20 protein-coding genes are annotated in these 19,513 nt (G+C 62.3%); 9 read left to right on the forward strand and 11 right to left on the reverse strand.

Going from position 1 to position 19,513, the window contains the following annotated elements:
- Positions 1–39 precede the first annotated feature (39 nt).
- Complete coding sequence (locus tag KIO76_RS13160) at positions 40–1,353, forward strand: replication-associated recombination protein A (protein WP_213323697.1); 1,314 nt, start codon at positions 40–42, stop codon at positions 1,351–1,353.
- A 5-nt stretch (positions 1,354–1,358) separates the two neighbouring features.
- Here KIO76_RS13160 and KIO76_RS13165 read toward each other — a convergent pair whose 3' ends face one another.
- A complete protein-coding gene (locus tag KIO76_RS13165; protein WP_213323698.1) occupies positions 1,359–1,691 on the reverse strand; it encodes a hypothetical protein in 333 nt (110 codons plus the stop codon).
- A gap of 163 nt (positions 1,692–1,854) precedes the next feature.
- On the opposite strand from KIO76_RS13165, the gene crcB reads away from it, so the two are divergent.
- The 5 genes from crcB (at position 1,855) to KIO76_RS13190 (ending at position 6,266) form a co-directional block, all read left to right on the forward strand.
- Complete coding sequence (gene crcB / locus KIO76_RS13170) at positions 1,855–2,238, forward strand: fluoride efflux transporter CrcB (protein ID WP_213323699.1); 384 nt, start codon at positions 1,855–1,857, stop codon at positions 2,236–2,238.
- Positions 2,239–2,247: 9 nt separating this feature from the next.
- Complete coding sequence (locus KIO76_RS13175) at positions 2,248–3,798, forward strand: RluA family pseudouridine synthase (protein WP_213323700.1); 1,551 nt, start codon at positions 2,248–2,250, stop codon at positions 3,796–3,798.
- A 119-nt stretch (positions 3,799–3,917) separates the two neighbouring features.
- Positions 3,918–4,877, forward strand: coding sequence for an omptin family outer membrane protease (locus KIO76_RS13180; protein WP_213323701.1), 960 nt, complete (start codon positions 3,918–3,920; stop codon positions 4,875–4,877).
- Positions 4,878–5,001: 124 nt separating this feature from the next.
- Positions 5,002–5,382, forward strand: coding sequence for a CopM family metallochaperone (gene copM / locus KIO76_RS13185; RefSeq protein ID WP_213323702.1), 381 nt, complete (start codon positions 5,002–5,004; stop codon positions 5,380–5,382).
- 155 nt (positions 5,383–5,537) lie between these two features.
- Positions 5,538–6,266 carry an ATP12 family chaperone protein gene (locus tag KIO76_RS13190; RefSeq protein ID WP_213323703.1) on the forward strand — a complete coding sequence of 243 codons (729 nt, stop codon included), beginning with the start codon at positions 5,538–5,540 and terminating at the stop codon, positions 6,264–6,266.
- A 209-nt stretch (positions 6,267–6,475) separates the two neighbouring features.
- Here the strand turns inward: KIO76_RS13190 and KIO76_RS13195 are convergent, their stop codons facing one another.
- Positions 6,476–7,447, reverse strand: coding sequence for a glycosyltransferase family 8 protein (locus KIO76_RS13195; protein ID WP_213323704.1), 972 nt, complete (start codon positions 7,445–7,447; stop codon positions 6,476–6,478).
- A complete protein-coding gene (locus tag KIO76_RS13200) occupies positions 7,444–8,619 on the reverse strand; it encodes a dipeptidase (protein WP_213323705.1) in 1,176 nt (391 codons plus the stop codon). Before KIO76_RS13200 ends, KIO76_RS13195 begins: the two co-directional genes overlap by 4 nt.
- A gap of 305 nt (positions 8,620–8,924) precedes the next feature.
- Here KIO76_RS13200 and KIO76_RS13205 point away from each other — a divergent pair, with 305 nt between their 5' ends.
- Positions 8,925–9,386 (forward strand): hypothetical protein, encoded by a 462-nt coding sequence (locus KIO76_RS13205; RefSeq protein WP_110375481.1) that lies wholly within the window; start codon positions 8,925–8,927, stop codon positions 9,384–9,386.
- 46 nt (positions 9,387–9,432) lie between these two features.
- Here the strand turns inward: KIO76_RS13205 and KIO76_RS13210 are convergent, their stop codons facing one another.
- Positions 9,433–10,839 carry a TIGR03808 family TAT-translocated repetitive protein gene (locus KIO76_RS13210; RefSeq protein WP_213323706.1) on the reverse strand — a complete coding sequence of 469 codons (1,407 nt, stop codon included), beginning with the start codon at positions 10,837–10,839 and terminating at the stop codon, positions 9,433–9,435.
- A 280-nt stretch (positions 10,840–11,119) separates the two neighbouring features.
- On the opposite strand from KIO76_RS13210, the gene KIO76_RS13215 reads away from it, so the two are divergent.
- Positions 11,120–11,827, forward strand: coding sequence for a DUF599 domain-containing protein (locus KIO76_RS13215; protein WP_291977484.1), 708 nt, complete (start codon positions 11,120–11,122; stop codon positions 11,825–11,827).
- A 19-nt stretch (positions 11,828–11,846) separates the two neighbouring features.
- Positions 11,847–12,125 (forward strand): DUF3253 domain-containing protein, encoded by a 279-nt coding sequence (locus KIO76_RS13220; protein WP_502761854.1) that lies wholly within the window; start codon positions 11,847–11,849, stop codon positions 12,123–12,125.
- On the opposite strand, the gene KIO76_RS13225 is transcribed toward KIO76_RS13220, so the two are convergent.
- From KIO76_RS13225 to mgtE, 7 genes are all read right to left on the reverse strand, one after another.
- Positions 12,085–12,951: a YdcF family protein gene (locus KIO76_RS13225; protein WP_213323707.1), complete on the reverse strand. Its 867-nt coding sequence runs from the start codon at positions 12,949–12,951 to the stop codon at positions 12,085–12,087. The genes KIO76_RS13220 and KIO76_RS13225 overlap by 41 nt on opposite strands.
- Before the next feature lie 154 nt (positions 12,952–13,105).
- On the reverse strand, positions 13,106–13,666 hold the full coding sequence (locus KIO76_RS13230) for a lysozyme inhibitor LprI family protein (protein WP_213323708.1): 561 nt from the start codon (positions 13,664–13,666) through the stop codon (positions 13,106–13,108).
- A 90-nt stretch (positions 13,667–13,756) separates the two neighbouring features.
- Positions 13,757–14,602 (reverse strand): aldo/keto reductase, encoded by an 846-nt coding sequence (locus KIO76_RS13235; protein ID WP_213323709.1) that lies wholly within the window; start codon positions 14,600–14,602, stop codon positions 13,757–13,759.
- 29 nt (positions 14,603–14,631) lie between these two features.
- Positions 14,632–15,471 carry an ornithine lipid ester-linked acyl 2-hydroxylase OlsC gene (olsC, locus tag KIO76_RS13240; protein ID WP_213323710.1) on the reverse strand — a complete coding sequence of 280 codons (840 nt, stop codon included), beginning with the start codon at positions 15,469–15,471 and terminating at the stop codon, positions 14,632–14,634.
- Positions 15,472–15,991: 520 nt separating this feature from the next.
- On the reverse strand, positions 15,992–17,176 hold the full coding sequence (locus KIO76_RS13245) for an isovaleryl-CoA dehydrogenase (protein ID WP_213323711.1): 1,185 nt from the start codon (positions 17,174–17,176) through the stop codon (positions 15,992–15,994).
- 132 nt (positions 17,177–17,308) lie between these two features.
- On the reverse strand, positions 17,309–18,040 hold the full coding sequence (locus KIO76_RS13250; protein WP_213323712.1) for a glycoside hydrolase family 25 protein: 732 nt from the start codon (positions 18,038–18,040) through the stop codon (positions 17,309–17,311).
- 36 nt (positions 18,041–18,076) lie between these two features.
- Positions 18,077–19,477, reverse strand: coding sequence for a magnesium transporter (gene mgtE, locus KIO76_RS13255; RefSeq protein WP_213323713.1), 1,401 nt, complete (start codon positions 19,475–19,477; stop codon positions 18,077–18,079).
- Between the last annotated feature and the right edge of the window lie 36 nt (positions 19,478–19,513).

Consider the following 19,513-nt stretch of genomic DNA (forward strand, 5'->3'; position numbering starts at 1 on the left):
ACTGGGACAGATCCATGTCATTGCTGTCTGATCGCTTCCATGTCTGATCTCTTCGCATCAGCGGGCCTCGACCGCGGGGCGCCCCGGCCGCTGGCGGATCGCTTGCGTCCGCAGCGCCTCAGTGAAGTTGTCGGTCAGGATCATCTCGTCGGGCCGGACGGCGCGCTCACGCGCCTGCTCCGATCCGGCTCAATCGGGAGCCTCATCTTCTGGGGACCACCTGGAACGGGCAAGACGACCGTGGCGCGATTGCTCGCCCACGAGACGGATCTCGTGTTCGAACCCATGTCAGCGATCTTCTCGGGCGTCGGAGACTTGAAGAAGACCTTCGACGTCGCGCGTGGCCGCCGGGCGGTCGGGCAGGGCACCCTGTTGTTCGTCGATGAGATCCATCGCTTCAATCGGGCTCAACTCGATGCCTTCCTGCCGGTGATGGAGGATGGCACGATCACGCTCGTCGGCGCGACGACGGAAAATCCGTCTTTCGAGCTGAATGCCGCGCTTTTGTCGCGGGCCCGGGTCATGACCTTCCGCGCCCTTGATGAGAATGCGATTCAGGGATTGCTCGCAAGAGCCGAGGAAATCGAGGGAAAACCGCTTCCGCTCGACGAGGGAGCGAGGCTTGCGCTGGTCCATATGGCCGACGGCGACGGGCGGGCGTCGTTGACGCTCGCGGAGGAAATCTGGCGGGCTGCGGGCGAGGGAGAAGTATTCACCGCCGCTGCGCTGCAGGAGGTGGTGCAGCGGCGCGCGCCCATTTACGACAAGGCGCAGGAAGGGCACTACAACCTCATCTCCGCGCTGCACAAGACCATCCGCGGATCAGACCCGGACGCCGCGCTCTACTATCTCGCGCGCATGCTCGATGCGGGAGAGGATCCGTTGTTCCTCGCCCGCCGTCTGGTGCGCATGGCAGTGGAAGACATCGGGCTCGCCGATCCCCAGGCGCTGGTCGTCGCCAATGCGGCGAAGGATGCCTATGATTTCCTCGGCACGCCCGAGGGAGAGCTCGCGCTGGCGCAGACGGTGATCTATCTTGCGACCGCTCCGAAATCGAACGCCGCCTACAAGGCCTTCAGCGCCGCAAAGGCCGTCGCGAAGCAGGGCGGCTCGCTGATGCCGCCCAAGGTCATTCTCAACGCGCCAACCCGCTTCATGAAAGGTGAGGGCTATGGTGCGGGCTATGCCTATGACCATGACGAGCCCGATGCGTTCTCGGGCCAGGACTATTGGCCCGAAGCGCTCGGGCGCCAACACTTCTACGAGCCGGTCGAGCGCGGATTCGAGCGGGAGATCCGCAAGCGGCTCGACTGGTGGGAGAAGCTCAGGAGCGAGCGGCGAAGCCAGTCATGAGGTTCTCAGCAACGCTTGGCCTGGATCAAGCCTGTCAGCACACGGTTCCGGGCTTCGAGGGCCTCGATCTCCGCTTTCTCATAGCTTTTCAGATCCATGAAGAACAAGGCAGGCAGAAAGATCAGCGCTCCTGCCGCAATAGCGGCGTTCTTGCCATTGTTGGTCGCGCGTTCGCTGATCTTGGTGGAAATCTGCGTCGCGTTAGCCTGATACTCCGCCAGGAGCAAGGGACAGGAGCTCGTGGCATCCGTTAGAGACGTTGCGGCGATGGGGTGCGCTTCGCGTCCCCCGCAGCCGCCGAGCAATAGTATTGGCACCATAAAGGCTATGATTTTCACGAGAGAATCCCACAAAGACTGATCCCTCATGGATCACGGCGATGCTCTCGCTTCGACGCACCGCGCGTGGGGAGGCTTGCGTTTCCTGCCTTACCTGCGTGCTGGTCGTGGCCGCTCCGGCGCGCTAAACGAAGGACAGCGTCACGTCGATCGAGGGCTTTTCATGCAATCGCTGCTGCTCGTTTTTCTCGGCGCGGGGCTCGGGGGGTGCCTTCGGCATATCGTCAGCGCAGGTATTGGCCGGCTTCTCGGGGCGCAATTCCCCTGGGGAATTTTCGTCATCAACGTGACGGGGTCGTTCGCGATGGGGCTCGTCGCTGGTTGGCTTGCGTTCAAGTCAGAGGTCGGCTGGTCGCAGCCCGCGCGTTTGTTCATGGCGACCGGCGTGCTGGGAGGCTATACGACTTTTTCGTCCTTTTCCCTCGATGCCGTGGTGCTATGGGAGCGGGGTGAATGGATCCCGGCCCTGGGCTATGTCCTGGGCTCTGTTGTCATTTCGATTCTGGCGCTCGCTGCGGGGCTTGCCATTGTCCGGAACCTTGCGTGAGAGTTTTGCATGAGTGAGAACAAGGGTAGGCCGCCGCGCGGCCGAAGTGGTGGCTCGAAAGGGCAGGGTGGCGGTTCCACCTTCGGGCATTCGTCGTCGCGAGGCGCCGGTTCCAAGCGCTACCCCGCGCCGAAAGGAACCTATGCCCAAAAGGGCACGTCCGCATCCAGGGCGGCGTCTGCGCCGACGCGGGCAGCTGCGCCCAAGGCTGCAACCGTCGGCCAGCAGCGCCTTGGGCGCTCTGCCAACAGCGAGCGGTTGGAGAGCTATAGCGAAACCGAAGCCTTCGAAGCAAGCTCTGCCAAGCCGCGCCAGCGTTCCTCCCGGCCAGCGGGGCGGACGCCCCGGCCGGGTGTGGCTGATCGTCGTTCGCGCTCGGCGGATGATATGACAACGGGTACCCTGAAGCGCAGCCATGGCGATGGTCCGGAGACCGCCGGGGGACGTCGCCCGCATGATGAGAAGCCCACTCGCAAGACCCCGGTTCAGGCGCGGGCCGGCTCCCCAGTTTCCCGTGTGTCGCCCAAGCAGAAGCAAAAGGCGGAAGCCTCCGAGACCTTGGCGACCGGCGTGCAGACCCTCGTCGTGACACCAGACGAGGCGGACATGCGCGTCGACCGCTTCCTCGTGGCGCGGTTCCCGCAACTCGCCTTCACCCATATTCAGCGCATCGTGCGCAAGGGCGAACTGCGCATCGACGGCAAGCGGGCCAAGCCCAATGAGCGGTTGGCGGCTGGCCAATCCGTCCGCATCCCGCCGCTCAAGCTCGAGGAGCGGAAGGCGCCTGTGCGCGCTGCCGGCAGGGATCAGGCGGATACGGAGTTTCTGAAGTCCATCACATTATATGAAGATGGTGATGTGATGGTTCTCAACAAGCCGATGGGACTAGCCGTCCAGGGCGGCTCTGGCACCACGCGGCATGTCGATGGCTTGCTCGAGGCCTTACGTGATGCCGACGGCCAGAAGCCCCGTCTCGTGCACCGCCTCGACAAGGACACGGCCGGTTGCCTCGTCATCGCTAAGACGCGGCTCGCTGCGGCCACGCTCGCGAAGACCTTCCGGTCACGCTCCGCCCGCAAGGTCTACTGGGCGCTGGTAGCGGGCGTACCCCGCGTTAAGCAGGGCCGCATCTCCACTTATCTGGCGAAGGAGGAAGCCATCGACGGCGATGCCCGCATGCGCGTGGCGCGGCATGGCGACGACGGCGCCAGCCACGCGGTGACCTATTACGCCCTGGTGGATACCATGGCGCAGAAACTCGCCTGGCTCTCGCTGAAGCCGGTCACGGGGCGCACACACCAACTGCGCGCGCATACCGCTCATATCGGCCATCCCATCGTCGGCGATCCCAAATATTTCGATATCGAGAACTGGGAACTGCCCGGCGGCATCCAGAAGAAGCTGCATCTCCTGGCGCGACGCATCGTCATTCCGCATCCGCGCACGGGCAAACCCATTGATGTCACGGCACCTCTGCCGCCGCATATGCAGCAGACGTGGAATCTTCTTGGGTTTGATACAAGCCTCTACGACCCGATCGTCGAAGCGCCGGAGGAGTAAGGTCTACTCATAGGGATTGCCGGGGAAGCGTGGCGAGTTGCAACGCAATCAACGTGCCTTGCTTAGACGATAGCCGGTGGAAGGGATCTTTTCGCCCCACCAGGTGAGGAGATTCCAGTATGATTTCTCTGTTGAGGCATATCGTCTTGGCGATGTTGCTTGTGCCCGCCGGCGTTGCACAGGCGCGCGATGTAGAAGCGACGCGCCAAGCAGACTTCAAAGCCGATCGGTGGCATTTCTCGGTTTATTCCGGCTATCTGACAGGGCAGGCGACGGAGCTTTTATTTGATGGCGACGCGAAGGCCAGTCAGCTCAACTGGCAGATCGACAAGGCGCTTGTGCTGGGCGGCTCGGCCAGTTTCAGTCCGCTGGACTGGCTGACCCTTTCCCTGGGCGCTTGGACCGGCGTTGCCCATTCTGGCGCCGTAGACGATTTTGACTGGTCGAACGGCTATGCTGGTTTCGAGTCTTGGACAGACTGGTCGAATGGCAGGACGACCATGCCACGCGCCGTCCAGCTCGACCTTAACCTTGCCGCTCGGCTCTGGGAACATGCGGGCTTCCGGCTATCCGTGCTGGGAGGCTACAAGGAGCTTCATTTCAAATGGAAAGATTACGGTGGCTCATTCGTCTATAGTCACGATGGTTTCAGAGATGAAACGGGGGTGATTTCGGACGATCTTGGCATCACATACAGGCAAGATTGGCATATCCCCTATATGGGTCTCCGCGCACAATACGAGTTTGCTCGTTGGTCGCTGTCGGTAGACCTTACAGGAAGTCTATTCGGCTGGGGATCCGCCGTCGATCATCACATCTATCGCGCGCTAGTATCTCCCCAGAACTTCCGTGATGTGCGGATGATCGGCGCGAGCCTTGCCGCGGAATATCGCTTGGCGGATAATTTTTCGTTGGTGGCGAAGGCGGACTATCAACGTGTGGGAGAGGGGCGGGGATCTGTTGCGCTTTACGGATTCGACCGCGAGTCCGACGATTTCGGGTTTGATCATTGCCGCGACTGTGCCGGCGCATCCCTTGAGATGGCGATCTTCTCCGTTGGGCTCAAGGCGAGTTGGTGAGCGGGATCACAAACATGGAGAACAACAGGCCTTGACCTTGCCACGGGGCAAGCGTCGACCATCTGCGATAGATCGCGTCCGGACCTGTCTTGCGACGAGATCAAAGCTGATAATGGGAGCCTCTATGCCACTGAGAATGCAACTTCTCGCCGCAGTTGCCCTGATGCCACTGGCCGCCCAGCCCGCGTTCGCGCAGCCGGCCAATCCTCATGCCGGTCATGGCGCGCCCGCGCAGGCCGCGCCCACCGCATCACCGTCCACGAAGGCCTATGAGGCGGCCAACGCCGCGATGCATGGCGCGATGAGCATTCCCTATACGGGAAACGCCGACGTGGATTTTGTCCGCCAGATGATCCCGCATCACGAGGGCGCCGTGGCCATGGCGAAGATCGTGCTGGAGCACGGCAAGGACCCGGAGATCCGTAAGCTCGCGGAGGAGATCGTCGCCGCTCAGGACAAGGAAATCGCCTTCATGCGCGGCTGGCTCGCCAAACAGGGTCAGTGAGAGGGAACGTGCGCCGAGAGCGTTTGAGCCATGGCGGAGGGCGCCTTTGCGACGCTTCTCCCATTCCGCTTCTCAGACGATCCTTGGCCGATAGGCGAGATCGCGGTTAAAGAAAGGAATGTCACCAGCCTTGCGCCGATAAGGACAACTTTCTCATGCCGTCTGAATCGCTTTCCCCCGATCTTCCGAAGCGCTTCTACACCGTGGCGGGTGTGGATGCGCGGCCGGATGGCTTCGCGCTGGTGCTCGACGGGCGGGGCGCGCGGACGCCGGGGCGTAAGTCGCTTCAGTTTCCGACGTCCGCCCTCGCCGAGGCAGTCGCGGCCGAGTGGGCGGCTCAGGAGGGCGTGATCGATCCGCGCCAGATGCCGCTGACGCGACTTGCCAATTCGGCCATTGACGGCGTGGCTGACAATGGCGAGGCAGTTGCCGCCGAGATCGTCCGCTATGCGGGCTCCGATCTCCTGTGCTACAGGGCCGACCATCCCGAGAAGCTCGTCACGCGCCAGACAGCGCTGTGGGACCCTGTGCTCGCTTGGGCCAAGGCGGAGCTTGGCGCGCGCTTCATTCTCGCCGAGGGAGTGATGCATGTCGAGCAGCCGGCGGCCGCTCTGGAGGCGGTGGCGGCGCGGGTGGAACGCTATACCGAGCCCTTCGCCTTGGCCGCGCTCAATGTGATGACGACTCTCAGCGGCTCGGTGCTGCTGGCTCTCGCGGTCGCCGAAGGTCATCTCTCGCCGGCAGAGGCGTGGACCGCGGCCCATGTGGACGAGGATTCCCAGATCGAGGTCTGGGGGGAGGATGAGGAAGCCAGCGCTCGCCGTGAAGCGCGTTGGCTCGACTTCGCCGCCGCCGCCCGCCTGTTCGCGCTGTCGCGGACGTGATCAGAGCGAGCCCGGCAGCGCGCTGATTTCACACCGAAGCTCTGGGTCATTCTGGGGCGGCCGAAGGGGCGAGCCCTGAACCCATGATCACTGCGGCAAATTATGGAGGTGTCGGCCCGAAGCCTCCTTTTGGCTGCCGTCGTGTTCATGGGTGCCGGGCTCCTCGCTGACGCGAGATCCGGAAGCACGGCCCACGACCGGGCGCCGCCTCAAGGCCAGCCCGGCGGCGTGTCCGCGAAAGCCTGGGTCCTGAGATAGGCGAGCAGCCTCCGGCGAAAGGCCGCGAAGGCAGGTGACAAGGACGCGGGGACCTCTAAGGCATGAGGCGAGGGCACGGCATCTGCTGCCCAGGGCGTAGCCGTCAAGGCCTCGCGGTAGATCTGCGCGAACCGGTCCTCGCCCGCCCATTCTGCGAAATGCCAGGGCTTGGGATGATTGACGAAATGCATCACCACCGGCGCGATCAGGGATTCCAGATCGAGAAGCTGGAAGTCCCCCATGAAGTTGTAGCGGGGCGAAAGGGCAAGCCAGCTGTCCTGCAGCACTGCATTGAGGGCGCTCTGGTCGTGAAACTGACAGCGCGCCGGCGCGGCCGCGAGGAAGGCCAGGGCCTTCTCCGTTACCCTCTGGGCGCGCCACAGGTCTGGGTCGATGACGAGCAGGCCGGAGTTGAAGTAGGGACGTTCCAGCGGCAGGCCGAGGCCAGCGCGATAGGCGCGGAATTCCGCGGTGAGCGGCCCGTCCTCGAAATCCTTGAGGAAGATCATGTCGATGGCAGCCGCCAGCGGTCGGCCATGAAGCGGCAGACTGAGCAGCCGTGACAGGCCGGGACGCATGACGACCATGTCGGCATCGAGATAGACGATGCGCTGGTAGTGCCCGTCGAGCAGCGCCGGGAGAAAGAGCCGGCGATAGGCGGCATGGGTGACATGCCGCCCAAGCGGCAGGGCGGCCGTCTCGGACGATTTTTCCCAGGGCAGTAGGGTAATGCGGGCGCGCAAATCGGCCGCCATGGCGTCATAGCCCGGTGCGACATCATGCGCATCGCAGAGAATGACGATGCTGGCCGGGATATCCGGCTCCTGCGCCAGCACGGAGCGTGCCGCGACGATGGCCGCCTTGAAATAGCGCGCGTCTGGCGTCAGGCAAATGGCGGCGCGGTGGTCCGGCGGCGGGATCATGCGGGAAAGTCGCCGGTTTGTCCGAGCGCCGGCGTCTCGGTCTTGCGCAGGCGGATGCCGACGCGTTCCACAGTGCGGAAGACGCGGAGGAAATTGCCGCTCGCAAGCCCGGCGACGGCCTCATCGGACCAGCCGCGGCGGATCATCTCGGCGAGGAGATGAGGGAAGCGGCTGACGTCCTCCAGCCCCTGCGGCGTCGGGCCGCCGAAGAAATCCGAGCCGATCCCGACATGGGCGGGGCCGATGCGGTCGGCGATATACTCGATATGGTCCGCAAGCTGCTCCAATGTGGCGCGCGGCTGCGGTCCGGCTTCGCGGCTTCGCGCCCGCATGGCGGCCAGCACGTTGATGTTTTCGGCGTTCTTGCCGTAGGCGTCCTTGAAAGGGCGTGTCCAGTCACGCGAGGCCTGATTGATGAAGTCTGGCACGAAGGTCGCCATCACGATTCCGCCGTTCGCCTTCAGCCGATCGAGCACGTCGTCCGGCACGTTGCGAGGATGGTCGCAGAGGGCGCGCGCGTTGGAATGCGAGAAGACGATGGGCGCGTGCGAGATATCGAGCACCTGGTGCATGACGTCCACCGACACATGGGCGCAATCGACGATCATGCCGAGGCGGTTCAACTCCTGCACCACGGCGCGGCCGAAGGCGGTGAGGCCGCCATGGCGCGGCGCGTCAGTGGCCGAATCCACCCAATCGAGCGTCTCGTTGTGGCAGAGCGTCATCAGCCGCACGCCGGCGGCCTGCCAGATGCGCAGGGGGGCGAGGCTGTTCTCCAGCCCGACGCCGCTCTCCACCGTCATGAAGGAGGCGATCTTGCCTTGTTTCTTAGCGCGGAGGATGTCGCTCGCCCGTGTCGCCGGCAGAAACACGTCCGGGTAAAGCGCGTTCATGCGCCTGATGAGGTCGATCTGCTCGAGCGTGGTTCGCGCGGGATGCGGCACGGCCGTCGGCAGGAAGGCGGCCCAGAACTGCGCGCTGAGCCGCCCGGCCTTCATGCGGGGAATGTCCGTATCCGTGTTCTGATGGACGCGGGTGAGGTCATACGCGGCGACATCTCCTCGCGCCGCGCGATCGATCCGGATGACCCAAGGCAGGTCGTTGTGACCGTCAACAAGGGGCAATGTCTCCAGTAACCTTTGGGCCCTCTCGAGGGCCAAATCCTTGCTCATGGTTGCTCCCAGGACGCTCGCCGGATGCTTCGCCAAGCGCAAATCACATCTCGATGCGCTGAGCTAGGGTTCTGCTTAATGCAGGGTAAAGCAAGGGTTTGGGCGGATTTTTCCAATGAAAGCCAAGCTTTTTCACCGCCCGACCTTTAGCCGACAAGATTTGATCAACCACACCTGATCAGCATCGCTTAACCTGAAAATCCAGCAACCATTTCGCATTAACGGGTTGGCTAGGAGGGTTGCACGAAGGTTGACGCATCAAAGGCAATCAAGCGGCAAAAAATAAGGCCGCGGAGGCGTCGGTTATGATCAACAAGAAGCTTCGTGAGTTCGTGGACAGGGCCCTCGATCACAACAGCATCTCGGACGAGGACGTGCAGCGGCTGCAGGCCGACATCCTTGCGGACGGCATCGCGACCCGCGCGGAGGCGGACGCGCTGATCGCCGTCGATCGCATCGTCAACCCAACGTCACGCGCCTGGGGCGACGTGGTGATCGCCCTCATCGTGGACTATGTGGTTTGGGGCGAGCGTCCCAGCGGCATCGTGCGCGGCGAGGACGCCCACTGGCTCGTCGTCTCGCTGGGCGCCGGTGGCGGCCCGACCCCGGTGGCGCTCCGCCTCGCCCATGAGATCGTCCGCGAGGCGGCTCAGGTCGACGAGACGCTCTTGACCTTCATCCTGCGCAGCCAGCGCGGCATGCCTGAAACCGTCGTCGAGGAACTCGACCACTACCGCCGTCCCGCCCGGCGGACCGTGGCGGCTTGAGCTCGCCACGTCCATGATCGGCAAGTTTGCGGTTCTTCCGCGGCTATCAATTGAAGGCGTAGTTCTGGTAGAGGGTGACGTTGCTCAGGGTGGAGGAACTCGCATTTCCAAGATCCGTCGAGCCCGGTTCCCGGCTGATGACCCCGGTCGCGCCGTTGTAGACGGCGGGAACGATAGCGCCGGACAGGTCGCCGGATGTCGCGTAGCCCGTAATCAGGTTGCCGCCGACAAGAATTCGACCGTAGGTCGTGTCCGCGCGGATCAGTGCGATGCCGCCAGGGGCGTTTCGGACGGTGTTGGCCGTCACGACATCGAACATCTTCTGTGTTCCCAATTTTCCGGTATTGACGTTGGTCGGATAGACGGAGATCGCGTATCCTGCCGCATTCTCCACCATGTTCCCGTTGATCAGGACATCGCCCTGGCCGCCGATGCCAGCGCCAGTCGTCTGCGCCGGGCCGGTTCCGTAGGGAACGGTTCTTACTTCCGAGTCAATGACTTGATTGGATGATACGATGACGCGGCGACCCCCGGCATCGACATTGACGACGCTTATTCCAAAGCCTGAATATTTGACGATGTTACCGGTGACTATTCCGCCCTCATAGATGATAGTGGGGTCACTTGACCCGTCCGGCGCTTCGATATAAATCGCTGTTTCTTTCGAATCATAACAATAATTGTTTGTGACCTTTGCATCATCGCAGCTATTCACACGGATCGCGGACAGGGACGATCCGGAAATATTATTGCCGGCTATCGTTATTCCACCCGCGCGAAAGCTCGATATGCCATTCCCGTATTGGCCTGTTCCCCCGGCGACATTATCCGTATTGCTGATTTTATTATCCTGGATGATCGATCCGTCGAAACTGCGTATATATCGCCAAACCCCAATGCCATTGTTCCTGTTTTGGGTCAGTATATTGGTCGATATGATCATTCCAATGGAATCAATCAAAAATATACCAAATGAAAGGCTGTTGCTTGACGTGCAGCCCGTCACCTTTCCCTGCGATTTATAGAGATAAATTCCCGATCCGTTGGAATTGAGCGTCTGACAATTCTCAATATGGATGGATCGGCATGAATCCACGCTGATCAGCCCGTTTATTATGTTGCCCGGGGGAAAGGGCGTGTCGGTGCCGTCGACGACCATATCCCGTATCGTCACCCGCCCGATCTCACTGTTCCCTGGAAGCGGCTGGACGCGCAGACAACAGGTCGCTGTGGTTCCAAAAGGCAGCAGTTTCGTTCCCGCCGGGCTTCCGATGATCTCCACGGGCCGATCGATAACGATTTCACCAACGTGGTATGTGCCATCTGGTATGAAGAGTGGAAGTCCTTGAGCTGCTGCGGCATCCACGGCATTCTTCAATGACAGTGACTGATCAGTGCCAGTGTTTGGTGTGACCCCGTAGTCAACTGCATTCAATGATGTCACTGTAACCATGAAGACTCTCCCCAATCTTGCGGATGTATTCTAATATTAAATAGATCTTAATATCAATTTTTTAATGGAGAACTGTTCTTGGCCGGTGGGACGTGCCAGGGGGCGGCCTCGTTGGCACGTCTTGACCGCTCACGGGTTGCATGAGAGCAATCCGTGAAAGTATGAAACGGTAGTCCTTTCGGGTTGCGTGAAAATCAAGGGATGGGGGCGCCTTCGTGACTTGAAGGCAAGTGGACATGCACGACGACTGCGCTGCAGAATCAGGAGGCATCCATTGACTGTGGCCGACTATGTGGGGCTGGTGTTCTTCATCGCGGCCTGGCTTGGCTATCGCTTCATGGTGGAAGATAGCCGCTTCGCGACGCGCGGCCTCAACAGCCGGATGCATCGTGTCCGCCACCTCTGGATGCAGCAGATGCTCTCGCGGGACCTGCGCATGATCGATACCGCGATCATGGGGACCTTGCAGAACGGCGCGGCTTTTTTCGCATCGAGCTCCATCATCGCGCTCGGCGGCGCGCTGGCATTGCTGCGCTCCGGCGACGAGGCGCTCGCCTTTCTCGCCGATCTGCCGATGAGCGTTCCCGTTTCGCGGGCGGCCTGGGAGGTGAAGGTCATCGGCCTTGTCGTCATCTTCGGCTATACGTTCTTCAAATTCGCCTGGTCATATCGCCTCTTCAACTATGCCGCGATCCTCATGGGTGCGACGCCGATGGCCATTGACCGCGAACGGCCCGAGGCGATGCTGGCCGCGCGCCGCGCCGCTAACATGAGCATCGCGGCGGCCCGCCATTTCAACCGCGGCCAACGTTCCATCTTCTTTGCGCTTGCCTATCTCGGCTGGTTCATCAATCCCTATGCGTTGATGCTGACGACCTCAGGCGTTCTCGCCGTGATGTGGCGCCGTCAGTTCTCCTCGGAAGCCTTGGCTGCGCTTGGTCCTGATGACGATCTGCGGCCTGGGGATAGCGATGCGAGGGATGGGTGAGACGAATGAGTGACGCGGAATGACCGGGCCGATACGGATTTCAGAAGTGGATCTCGAAAGGGCGATGCTCGATCTCGCCGCGCGCTGCGCGCCCGGCAAGACCTTCGACCCGACCGACGTCGCACGCGTCCTGGCCGGCGCGGCGCCGGAGTCCTGGGGCCGCATCATGCAGCCGGTGCGGCGGACGGCGGTGCGGCTGGCCGAGGAGGGTCGCCTCGTCATCTACCGCAAGGGCAAGCCCGCCGATCCCTCAGATTTCAAGGGCGTCTACCGGCTGGGGCCGCCTCGGCTCGATTGAGCGCTGCCGCTGCCGCTGCCGCGCCGTTGGTCGGGGAGGGCAGGAGCGCATCCGTATAGCCCTTGAGGCGATAGGCGATCAGCCCCATGGCCTCGCGCACGGTGAGGTCGGTGAGGCGCAGCCCCTCGGAGACCATCCGGAAGGGCCTGATGTCGTCGATGCTGTCGTCGGCGCGGAAATCGACAGGATAGGGCTCCACATCGAAGCCGGCGGCGCGGAACGTGCCCATCGCACGCGGCATGTGGAAGGCGGAGGTGACGAGAAGCCAGCGCTCGCCGGGCTGCGGTGTCACCAGCTTCGCGGTGAAGAGGGCGTTCTCGTGCGTATTGCGCGACTGGCCCTCGTAGATCACGCGACTGTCGGACAGCGATGCTGACTGGAAGAGATCGCGCGCCATCTCGGCTTCCGATACGGGCGAGCGCAGGAGAATGGCATCGTGCCCCCCGGTGAAGACGACGCGCGCTTCGGGATTGTGGTGGGCGAGGGCCAGCGCGGCTGACACACGAGCCCCCGCGTCGGTGAGGCGCATCTGACCGCGCCGATAGTCCAGCGCACCGCCGAGCACGATGATGCCGTCAACCGGCCGCGCCGATGCGGCGGCGTCCCCCGCGGCGGGCGGAAAGCGGCGCTCGAGCTCCCGGATCATCAGGCGGGGCACCGGGCTCGAGCCGAACACGAGAAACCCGAGCGCGCCGAGCGCGACAAGAACCCGGCCCGCCTTGAAGAACCGCGTAAACAGGAGCAAGGCGCCGAGGCACACTGTCGCCATCATGAGGGTCGAAGGCGCCGTCAGGAACCAGATGATCTTCGATACGTAAAAGAACATGAGCGCGTCCGACTGCGGGAATCAGCCGTTTATTCAAAAGGCGAAAGCTTAACAGCTTCCGTCAGTACCCGGCCGTTTACGCCGGCATGGCAGCAAAGGGGCTGTTCTATGCCTCGCGCGCGATCACGATCACGCGGGCCGCCGACACAGGCGCTCAGCTGCGCTGCCTTTTCTTCTGGTGCTTGAGATAACGCTCGACCTCAATGGAACGGGCGGCGATCTCGCGCAACTGACATCCCTTCTGCATCGTTGCCGAGCGCTCCTGCGGTAGGTCGTCGCTCATGAAGTCGCATTTCAGCGTGTAATAGTTCTGCCAAGCACGCTGCAGCGTGGCGAAGCGCTTGCGCGCGCTGGCCGGAAGAGAGCGGTTGACCTCTGTGATGGATGCCTCCAGCCGCGTCTGCCAGACCGTGCGTTCACGCTCGGTGCAGGAGGCTTCGTGCCGTGTTCCCTGAGGCATGGTCAGCTTCACGCAGACGACAGCGACGGATCCAATGCAGGCGTAGGGGGATTCGGCGCTGCCGGCGAGGCAGGATTCGATGACCTCGCTGTCCGACTGGGCTGCGACGAGCTTCGGCGTAAGCCCGAAAGCGTTGACGCCCTTGTTCTCCTCGCCCGCGAACGCACTGGCGGCGGCGAGGCAGGCGATGGCGAAAATGGTGGGGCCGAAGCACTTCATGGGCGAGCCTATAGCCCGGACAGGAGGCGGGATCATGGCAAAGCTCACGGTAACGATCAACGCGTCAGACGCCCGGCAGGGCTTTGCATGCGCAGGCTAGCTACCGACTATTGCTGTGGATTTAGGCTATTTCGGGCCGTCCCATTGTGGTCCCCAGCTTGGGTTGATCAGCCGTCCGTCGGGCCGTGCCAGGGCCGAGATCGCCGCCATGTCGTCGTCATCGAGCGCGAAATCGAAGATGCGACTGTTCTCCACAATGCGATCTGGAGATTGGGACTTCGGGATGGCGACCACCTCGGGCTGCTGGATATGCCAGCGTAGCACGACCTGCGCTGGGGTCCGTTCTGTCCGTTCAGAGATCGCCGCGATCACTGGATCTGCGAGAATCTTCGTCCGGCCAAGGGGAGCGTAGGAGGTGAATGCGATCCCATGACGCCGGCAGGCCGCAAGCACCGCGCTCTGGTCGAGACGCGGATGATACTCGCACTGATTCGTGGCGAGCGGCTCGGTGCTGTGGTGGACCGCTTCCTCCACGAGTGCCACGGGGAAGTTGGACACCCCGATATGACGCGCGAGACCTTCGCGTTTCGCGGCGTTCAGGGCCCGCATCGATTCCTTGAGGGGAATTGATGGATTGGGCCAATGGATGAGGACGAGATCGACATAGTCGAGCTTCAGTCGCTTGAGGCTTGCTTCGGTCGCGCGCTCCAGCGCGCCAGAGCCGATCTGCTCGGGAGGCACCTTCGTGGTGATGAAAATACTCTCGCGCGGTACGCCTGCGGAGCGCAGCCCTTCGCCGACGGCCTCCTCGTTGTCATAGGCTATCGCGGTGTCGATGTGCCGATAGCCGTTCTGGAGCGCTGCTTCGACCGCCGCGGAGGCCTCGTCATTGCGGGATTGCCAGGTGCCGAGTCCGAGGACCGGCATGTTGGCGCCGTTGGCGTGAACGGTGGGATACGCGACAGTGGCCATGGGCAGGGCTCCAGTTCGGGCGAATGCTATCAGCTAGCCTTGTTGCGGAGCGCTTCCGCCTCCGCATAGAAACGCTTTTCCCATTCGTTGTGGTTGTCGAGCCCTTCCCGAATGAAGGGTGTGAAAATCGCGATGTTCAGGAGCGCCCAGTTGACTAGGCGCGCAGGGAAGCGCAGAGGCTTCACGAAATCGACGAACAGGACCACACGGGTCTTGTCCGTGTGATTCCAAGCCTCGTGATTGAAGGCGTCGTCGAAGATCAGCGCCTTGCCTTCTTCCCAATGGCAGATCTGCTTGTCGACGCGGATGGCGAGCTTGTCTCGTGGCTCCGGAACGATCAGGCCGACATGCAGGCGCAGCACGCCATTGTAAGGACCGCGATGGGCCGGCAGGTGCTTGCCGGGCTCGAAGATCGAGAACATGGCCGTCTTCAATCCCGGGATCTTCTGCACGATGCGCCAGGTTTCCGGGCATTGCTTGATATTGTTTTCGGACTTCAGCCCGTAGCCGGCGAGAAAGAACGTCTTCCAGCCCGTATCCTGACTGATCGTTTTCACGTCCGTCGAAATGTCCTGGAACGACGGCAGCTCGCTCTGGCGCAGCAGAACCTTATCCAGCTCGGCACGAATGAGATGGGCTTCCTTCTCGATCTCGAATGCCCAGGGGAACGTGGCCTTGTCGTAGACAGGCGGGTTGCCGACCTTGGAATACTTGAGGTTCAGCCCCTCGGCCCAACCGACGATGCCCATGAGAATGCGGGTCACCAGGCTCGCGCGCTCCATCGGCGCGATCCCCTCCGTCCCGAAGGTCTGCTTGGCTTCCGGCGCCGGAGCGCCGTTCGTCTGGTCCGTCGTTGCAGGTGAGCTCATCGCTACGAAGTCCATTTGGTCCATACGGGCTTAGCCTGTCACCGCCGACTCAGTGACGATTGCGACAAGCATCAGCATTGTCACGTGACATTGCCACGATCGTCCGGGTTCGTGCAAACGTCACAAATCAAGCTAATGATATGAGACGGCTCGGATATTTGCGAAGAATTCAAGAGTGCGCGCGGGTGTTTCTGTATAACCTGGAGGCGTCTTTCTGGGTCGTTATATAATTTAAGCTATTATTGGAATTAAGGAAAAGTTTGGTCGGCTATAATCAGTATTGATCTGCCCGTCTCTTGCAAAGAGACGGGCTTCTTGAAATGATTCTAATCTTGCCTGTGAGGAATTTCATTTCATGACTGGGGATCGCGCGCTTTGGAGCGCAATAGTTGGCGCCGGTAGCGACTGCACGATGTGCGCGAGCGCACTCTATTATTTTCTGTTGTGATTTCCGCCCCGCATCAGCGTGTCGCGCCTCCCGAATTGGACCGAGGGCGCGATGATCCTCCCACGGAGGGGATCAAGCTGTTTGAGAAAACAATTCGCGGCCGATCAGCATGCGTCGGATCTCACTCGTGCCAGCTCCGATCTCGTAAAGCTTGGCGTCGCGCAGAAGCCGTCCGGTCGGATAATCGTTGATGTAGCCATTGCCGCCGAGAAGCTGGATGGCATCGAGCGCGCACTGGGTGGCGCGCTCGGCGGCATAGAGGATGGCGCCAGCTGCATCCTGGCGGGTGGTCTCGCCGCGGTCGCAAGCGCGAGCCACCGCATAGACATAAGCACGCGCTGCATTCGTGGTGACGTACATGTCCGCGAGCTTGCCCTGGACGAGCTGGAACTCGCCGATAGACTGCCCGAACTGTTTGCGCTCATGCACATAGGGCAGGACGACATCGAGGCAGGCCTGCATGATCCCGATGGGACCTGCGGCGAGCACCGCGCGTTCATAATCGAGGCCCGACATCAGCACCCTGACGCCTTCACCTTCGGTGCCTAGCACGTTCTCCGCCGGCACCTCGCAATCCTGGAAAATCAATTCGCAGGTATCGGACCCACGCATCCCGAGCTTGTCGAGCTTCTGCGCGGTGGCGAAGCCCGCCATCTCCTTCTCGATCAGGAACGCGGTGATCCCGCGAGGTCCCGCCGCCGGATCCGTCTTCGCATAGACCACCAGCGTGTCCGCCACAGGCCCGTTGGTGATCCACATCTTGTTGCCGTTGAGGATGTAGCGGTCGCCGCGCTTCTCGGCGCGGGTTTTCATCGACACGACGTCGGAGCCCGCGCCAGGCTCCGACATGGCGAGAGCTCCGACATGCTCGCCGGTGATGAGCTTCGGCAGGTAACGCTCCTTCTGCGCCGGGCTGCCGTTGCGACGGATCTGGTTGACGCAGAGATTTGAGTGAGCGCCGTAGCTCAGACCGACCGACGCCGATGCCCGCGAAACCTCTTCCATCGCGATGCAATGCTCGAGATAGCCGAGACCCGCGCCGCCGTACTCCTCCTCGACGGTGATGCCGTGGAGGCCGAGGGAGCCCATGGCGGGCCAGAGGTCACGCGGGAAGATGTTGCTGCGATCGATCTCTTCGGCACGGGGGGCGATTTCAGATGCCGCAAAGCTGTGTACCGTCTCGCGGATGGCGTCGGCGGTCTCACCGAGGTCAAATCCGAGCCCGAAACCCCGTCCCGAAAATGCGCCGGGCGCCATGGACGCCTCCCTTGCCGTTGTCATTGGCCGCCAGCTTACCGGCGGCCGGTCAACAAGTCATCGCAAGAGTGTGTTTGCTTGAGTGGTGGTCGCGCGGCCGGGATGACCCTGGGCGCCACCCATCAAGAACGGTCAGAGCGTTCCGTTGAGGAACTTTTCCCACATCGAGGCCGTGCCGAAGAAGGCGTTGCGATCCACCTTTTCCTTGATGCCCGGCACCTGGCCCACCGCTGTATACTGCCAGAACCACCAGTTCCTGTGGTCGAAGCGGCTCGTGGGATAGCGGCGGATGCTGCGGACCCAGATCGGGTAGGCCTCGAAGTCATCCTTGATCACGTCGTTGAAGAACGTGATGTCCGTGTAGATCACCGGCCGCTTACCGTAGGCGCGCTCCATCTCCTCCAGCATGATACGCATTTCCGCTCGTGCTTGAGCGCGCGGAATGGTTTTCGGGCAGGTCTTGGAATGGCCGTTCCACTCCACATCGAGAACCGGCGGCAGTGCTTCGGGATCGTACGGGACGACCTGTTTGAACCACTCGACCTGTTCACGCGCCGGCCGGCACCAGTACGTGAAGTGATAAGCGCCGCGCGGTACGCCTGCCGCCTTCGCCGCATACCAGTTCTCTTCGAACTTGGGATCCTTGTGGTCGCCGCCCTCGGTCGACTTGATCCAGGCGAAATAGACCCCGCCTCGTCGCACGGCGTTCCAGTCGATGTCGCCCTGCCAGCGCGACACGTCGATGCCGTGGATGGGGTAGTCCTCCGGGACGGGATCGCGTGCCGGTCCAGCGCAGGCGCTGACGACAAGGGCGACGGCCACGGAGAGGGCTTTACGAAGGGTGGAGGAGGAAAACGCGAGCATAAGTCAACGTTTTGACTGAAAAGATTTAAGTTCTCTTTACGACCGACTTAACCACAGCGTCGCGATGCCAAGAAATGAAAAGAATCCGATCACATCGGTGACAGTTGTGACGAAGGGGCCTGATGATACCGCCGGATCGATCTTGAAGCGGTGAAGCGCGAGGGGGATGAGGATGCCGCCAATGGCCGCGGCGGTCAGCACGATCATGAGGGCTAGCCCGATGATGACGCCGAGGCCCGGGACGCCGGACCAGAGCGCGGCCATGGTGCCGAGCAGGAGCGCGAAGCCGACGCCGTTCATCAGCCCCACGGTCATCTCGCGGCGGATGACGCGCCAGGCATTGGCCCGCCCGAGCTGGCGCGTTGCGATGGCGCGCACGGTCACCGTCATGGTCTGGGTGCCGGCGTTGCCGCCCATGGACGCCACGATCGGCATCAGCACGGCGAGCGCCACCATGGCCTGGATCGAGGCTTCGAAAGTGTCGATGACGGTCGCGGAGACGAGGGCGGTGAGGAGATTGGCGAACAGCCAGGGGAAACGGCCCTTGACCGTATTCCAAACGCTGTCGGACAGCTCTTCGTCGGCCTTGACGCCGCCTAGCGCCTTCAGGTCCTCGTCCGCCTCCTCGTCGAGCACGTCGACGATGTCGTCGACCATCATGACGCCGACCAGGCGCTCGCTGTCATCGACGACGGGTACGGAGACGAGGTTGTAGTGCTGCATCAGGAGCGCGACTTTCTCCTGGTCGTCGGTCGCATGGACGCGCTGGTGGTCTTCGGTGGCGATGGTGTCGATGCGATCGCCCCACCGCGCCCGCATCAGCTTGTCGAGGGGGACGGCGCCGAGCAGGCGGTGAGCGGGATCGACGATGAACACTTCGTAGAAGGTGTCGGGGAGATCCGGCGTGTCGCGGATGTAGTCGACCGTCTGCCGGACGCTCCAGAAGGGAGGCACGGCGATGCAGTCCGTCTGCATGCGGCGGCCGGCCGATTCCTCAGGATAGTCGAGGCTGCGCTGGAGCGCGATCCGTTCCAGCGCCGGCAGCTTCTCCAGGATCTCGGCCTGGTCGTCGTGGTCGAGATCCTCGAGAATATAGACGGCATCGTCGACGTCGAGATCGCGAACGCCCTCGGCGACCTCGTCGTTCGACAACTCCTCGAGGATTTCCTCGCGGACAGTGTCGTCGACCTCGGTGAGGGCGGTGAAGTCGAAATCCTTGCCGAGCAGGCTGATGAGGCGGGGACGGTCGTCCGGCTGGAGCGCTTCGAGCAGGGAACCGACGTCTGCTTCGTGGAGGTCTTCCACCAGGTCGCGCAGATCATTGCCGTCGCCCGCGCGTATTGCCGTCGAGGCGCGCTCGATGACGGAGGGCCAGATCTCCCCTTCCGCGTTGCGAAAACTATTCGCCTCAGCCGTCGTGTCTCTGACGTCAGACATGCTCGGATCCGGTATCTTGCGGCTTTGGGCGGGGCG

It is taken from the genome of Chelatococcus sp. YT9 (assembly GCF_018398315.1).
In the GTDB taxonomy this organism is placed as follows: Bacteria; Pseudomonadota; Alphaproteobacteria; order Rhizobiales; family Beijerinckiaceae; genus Chelatococcus.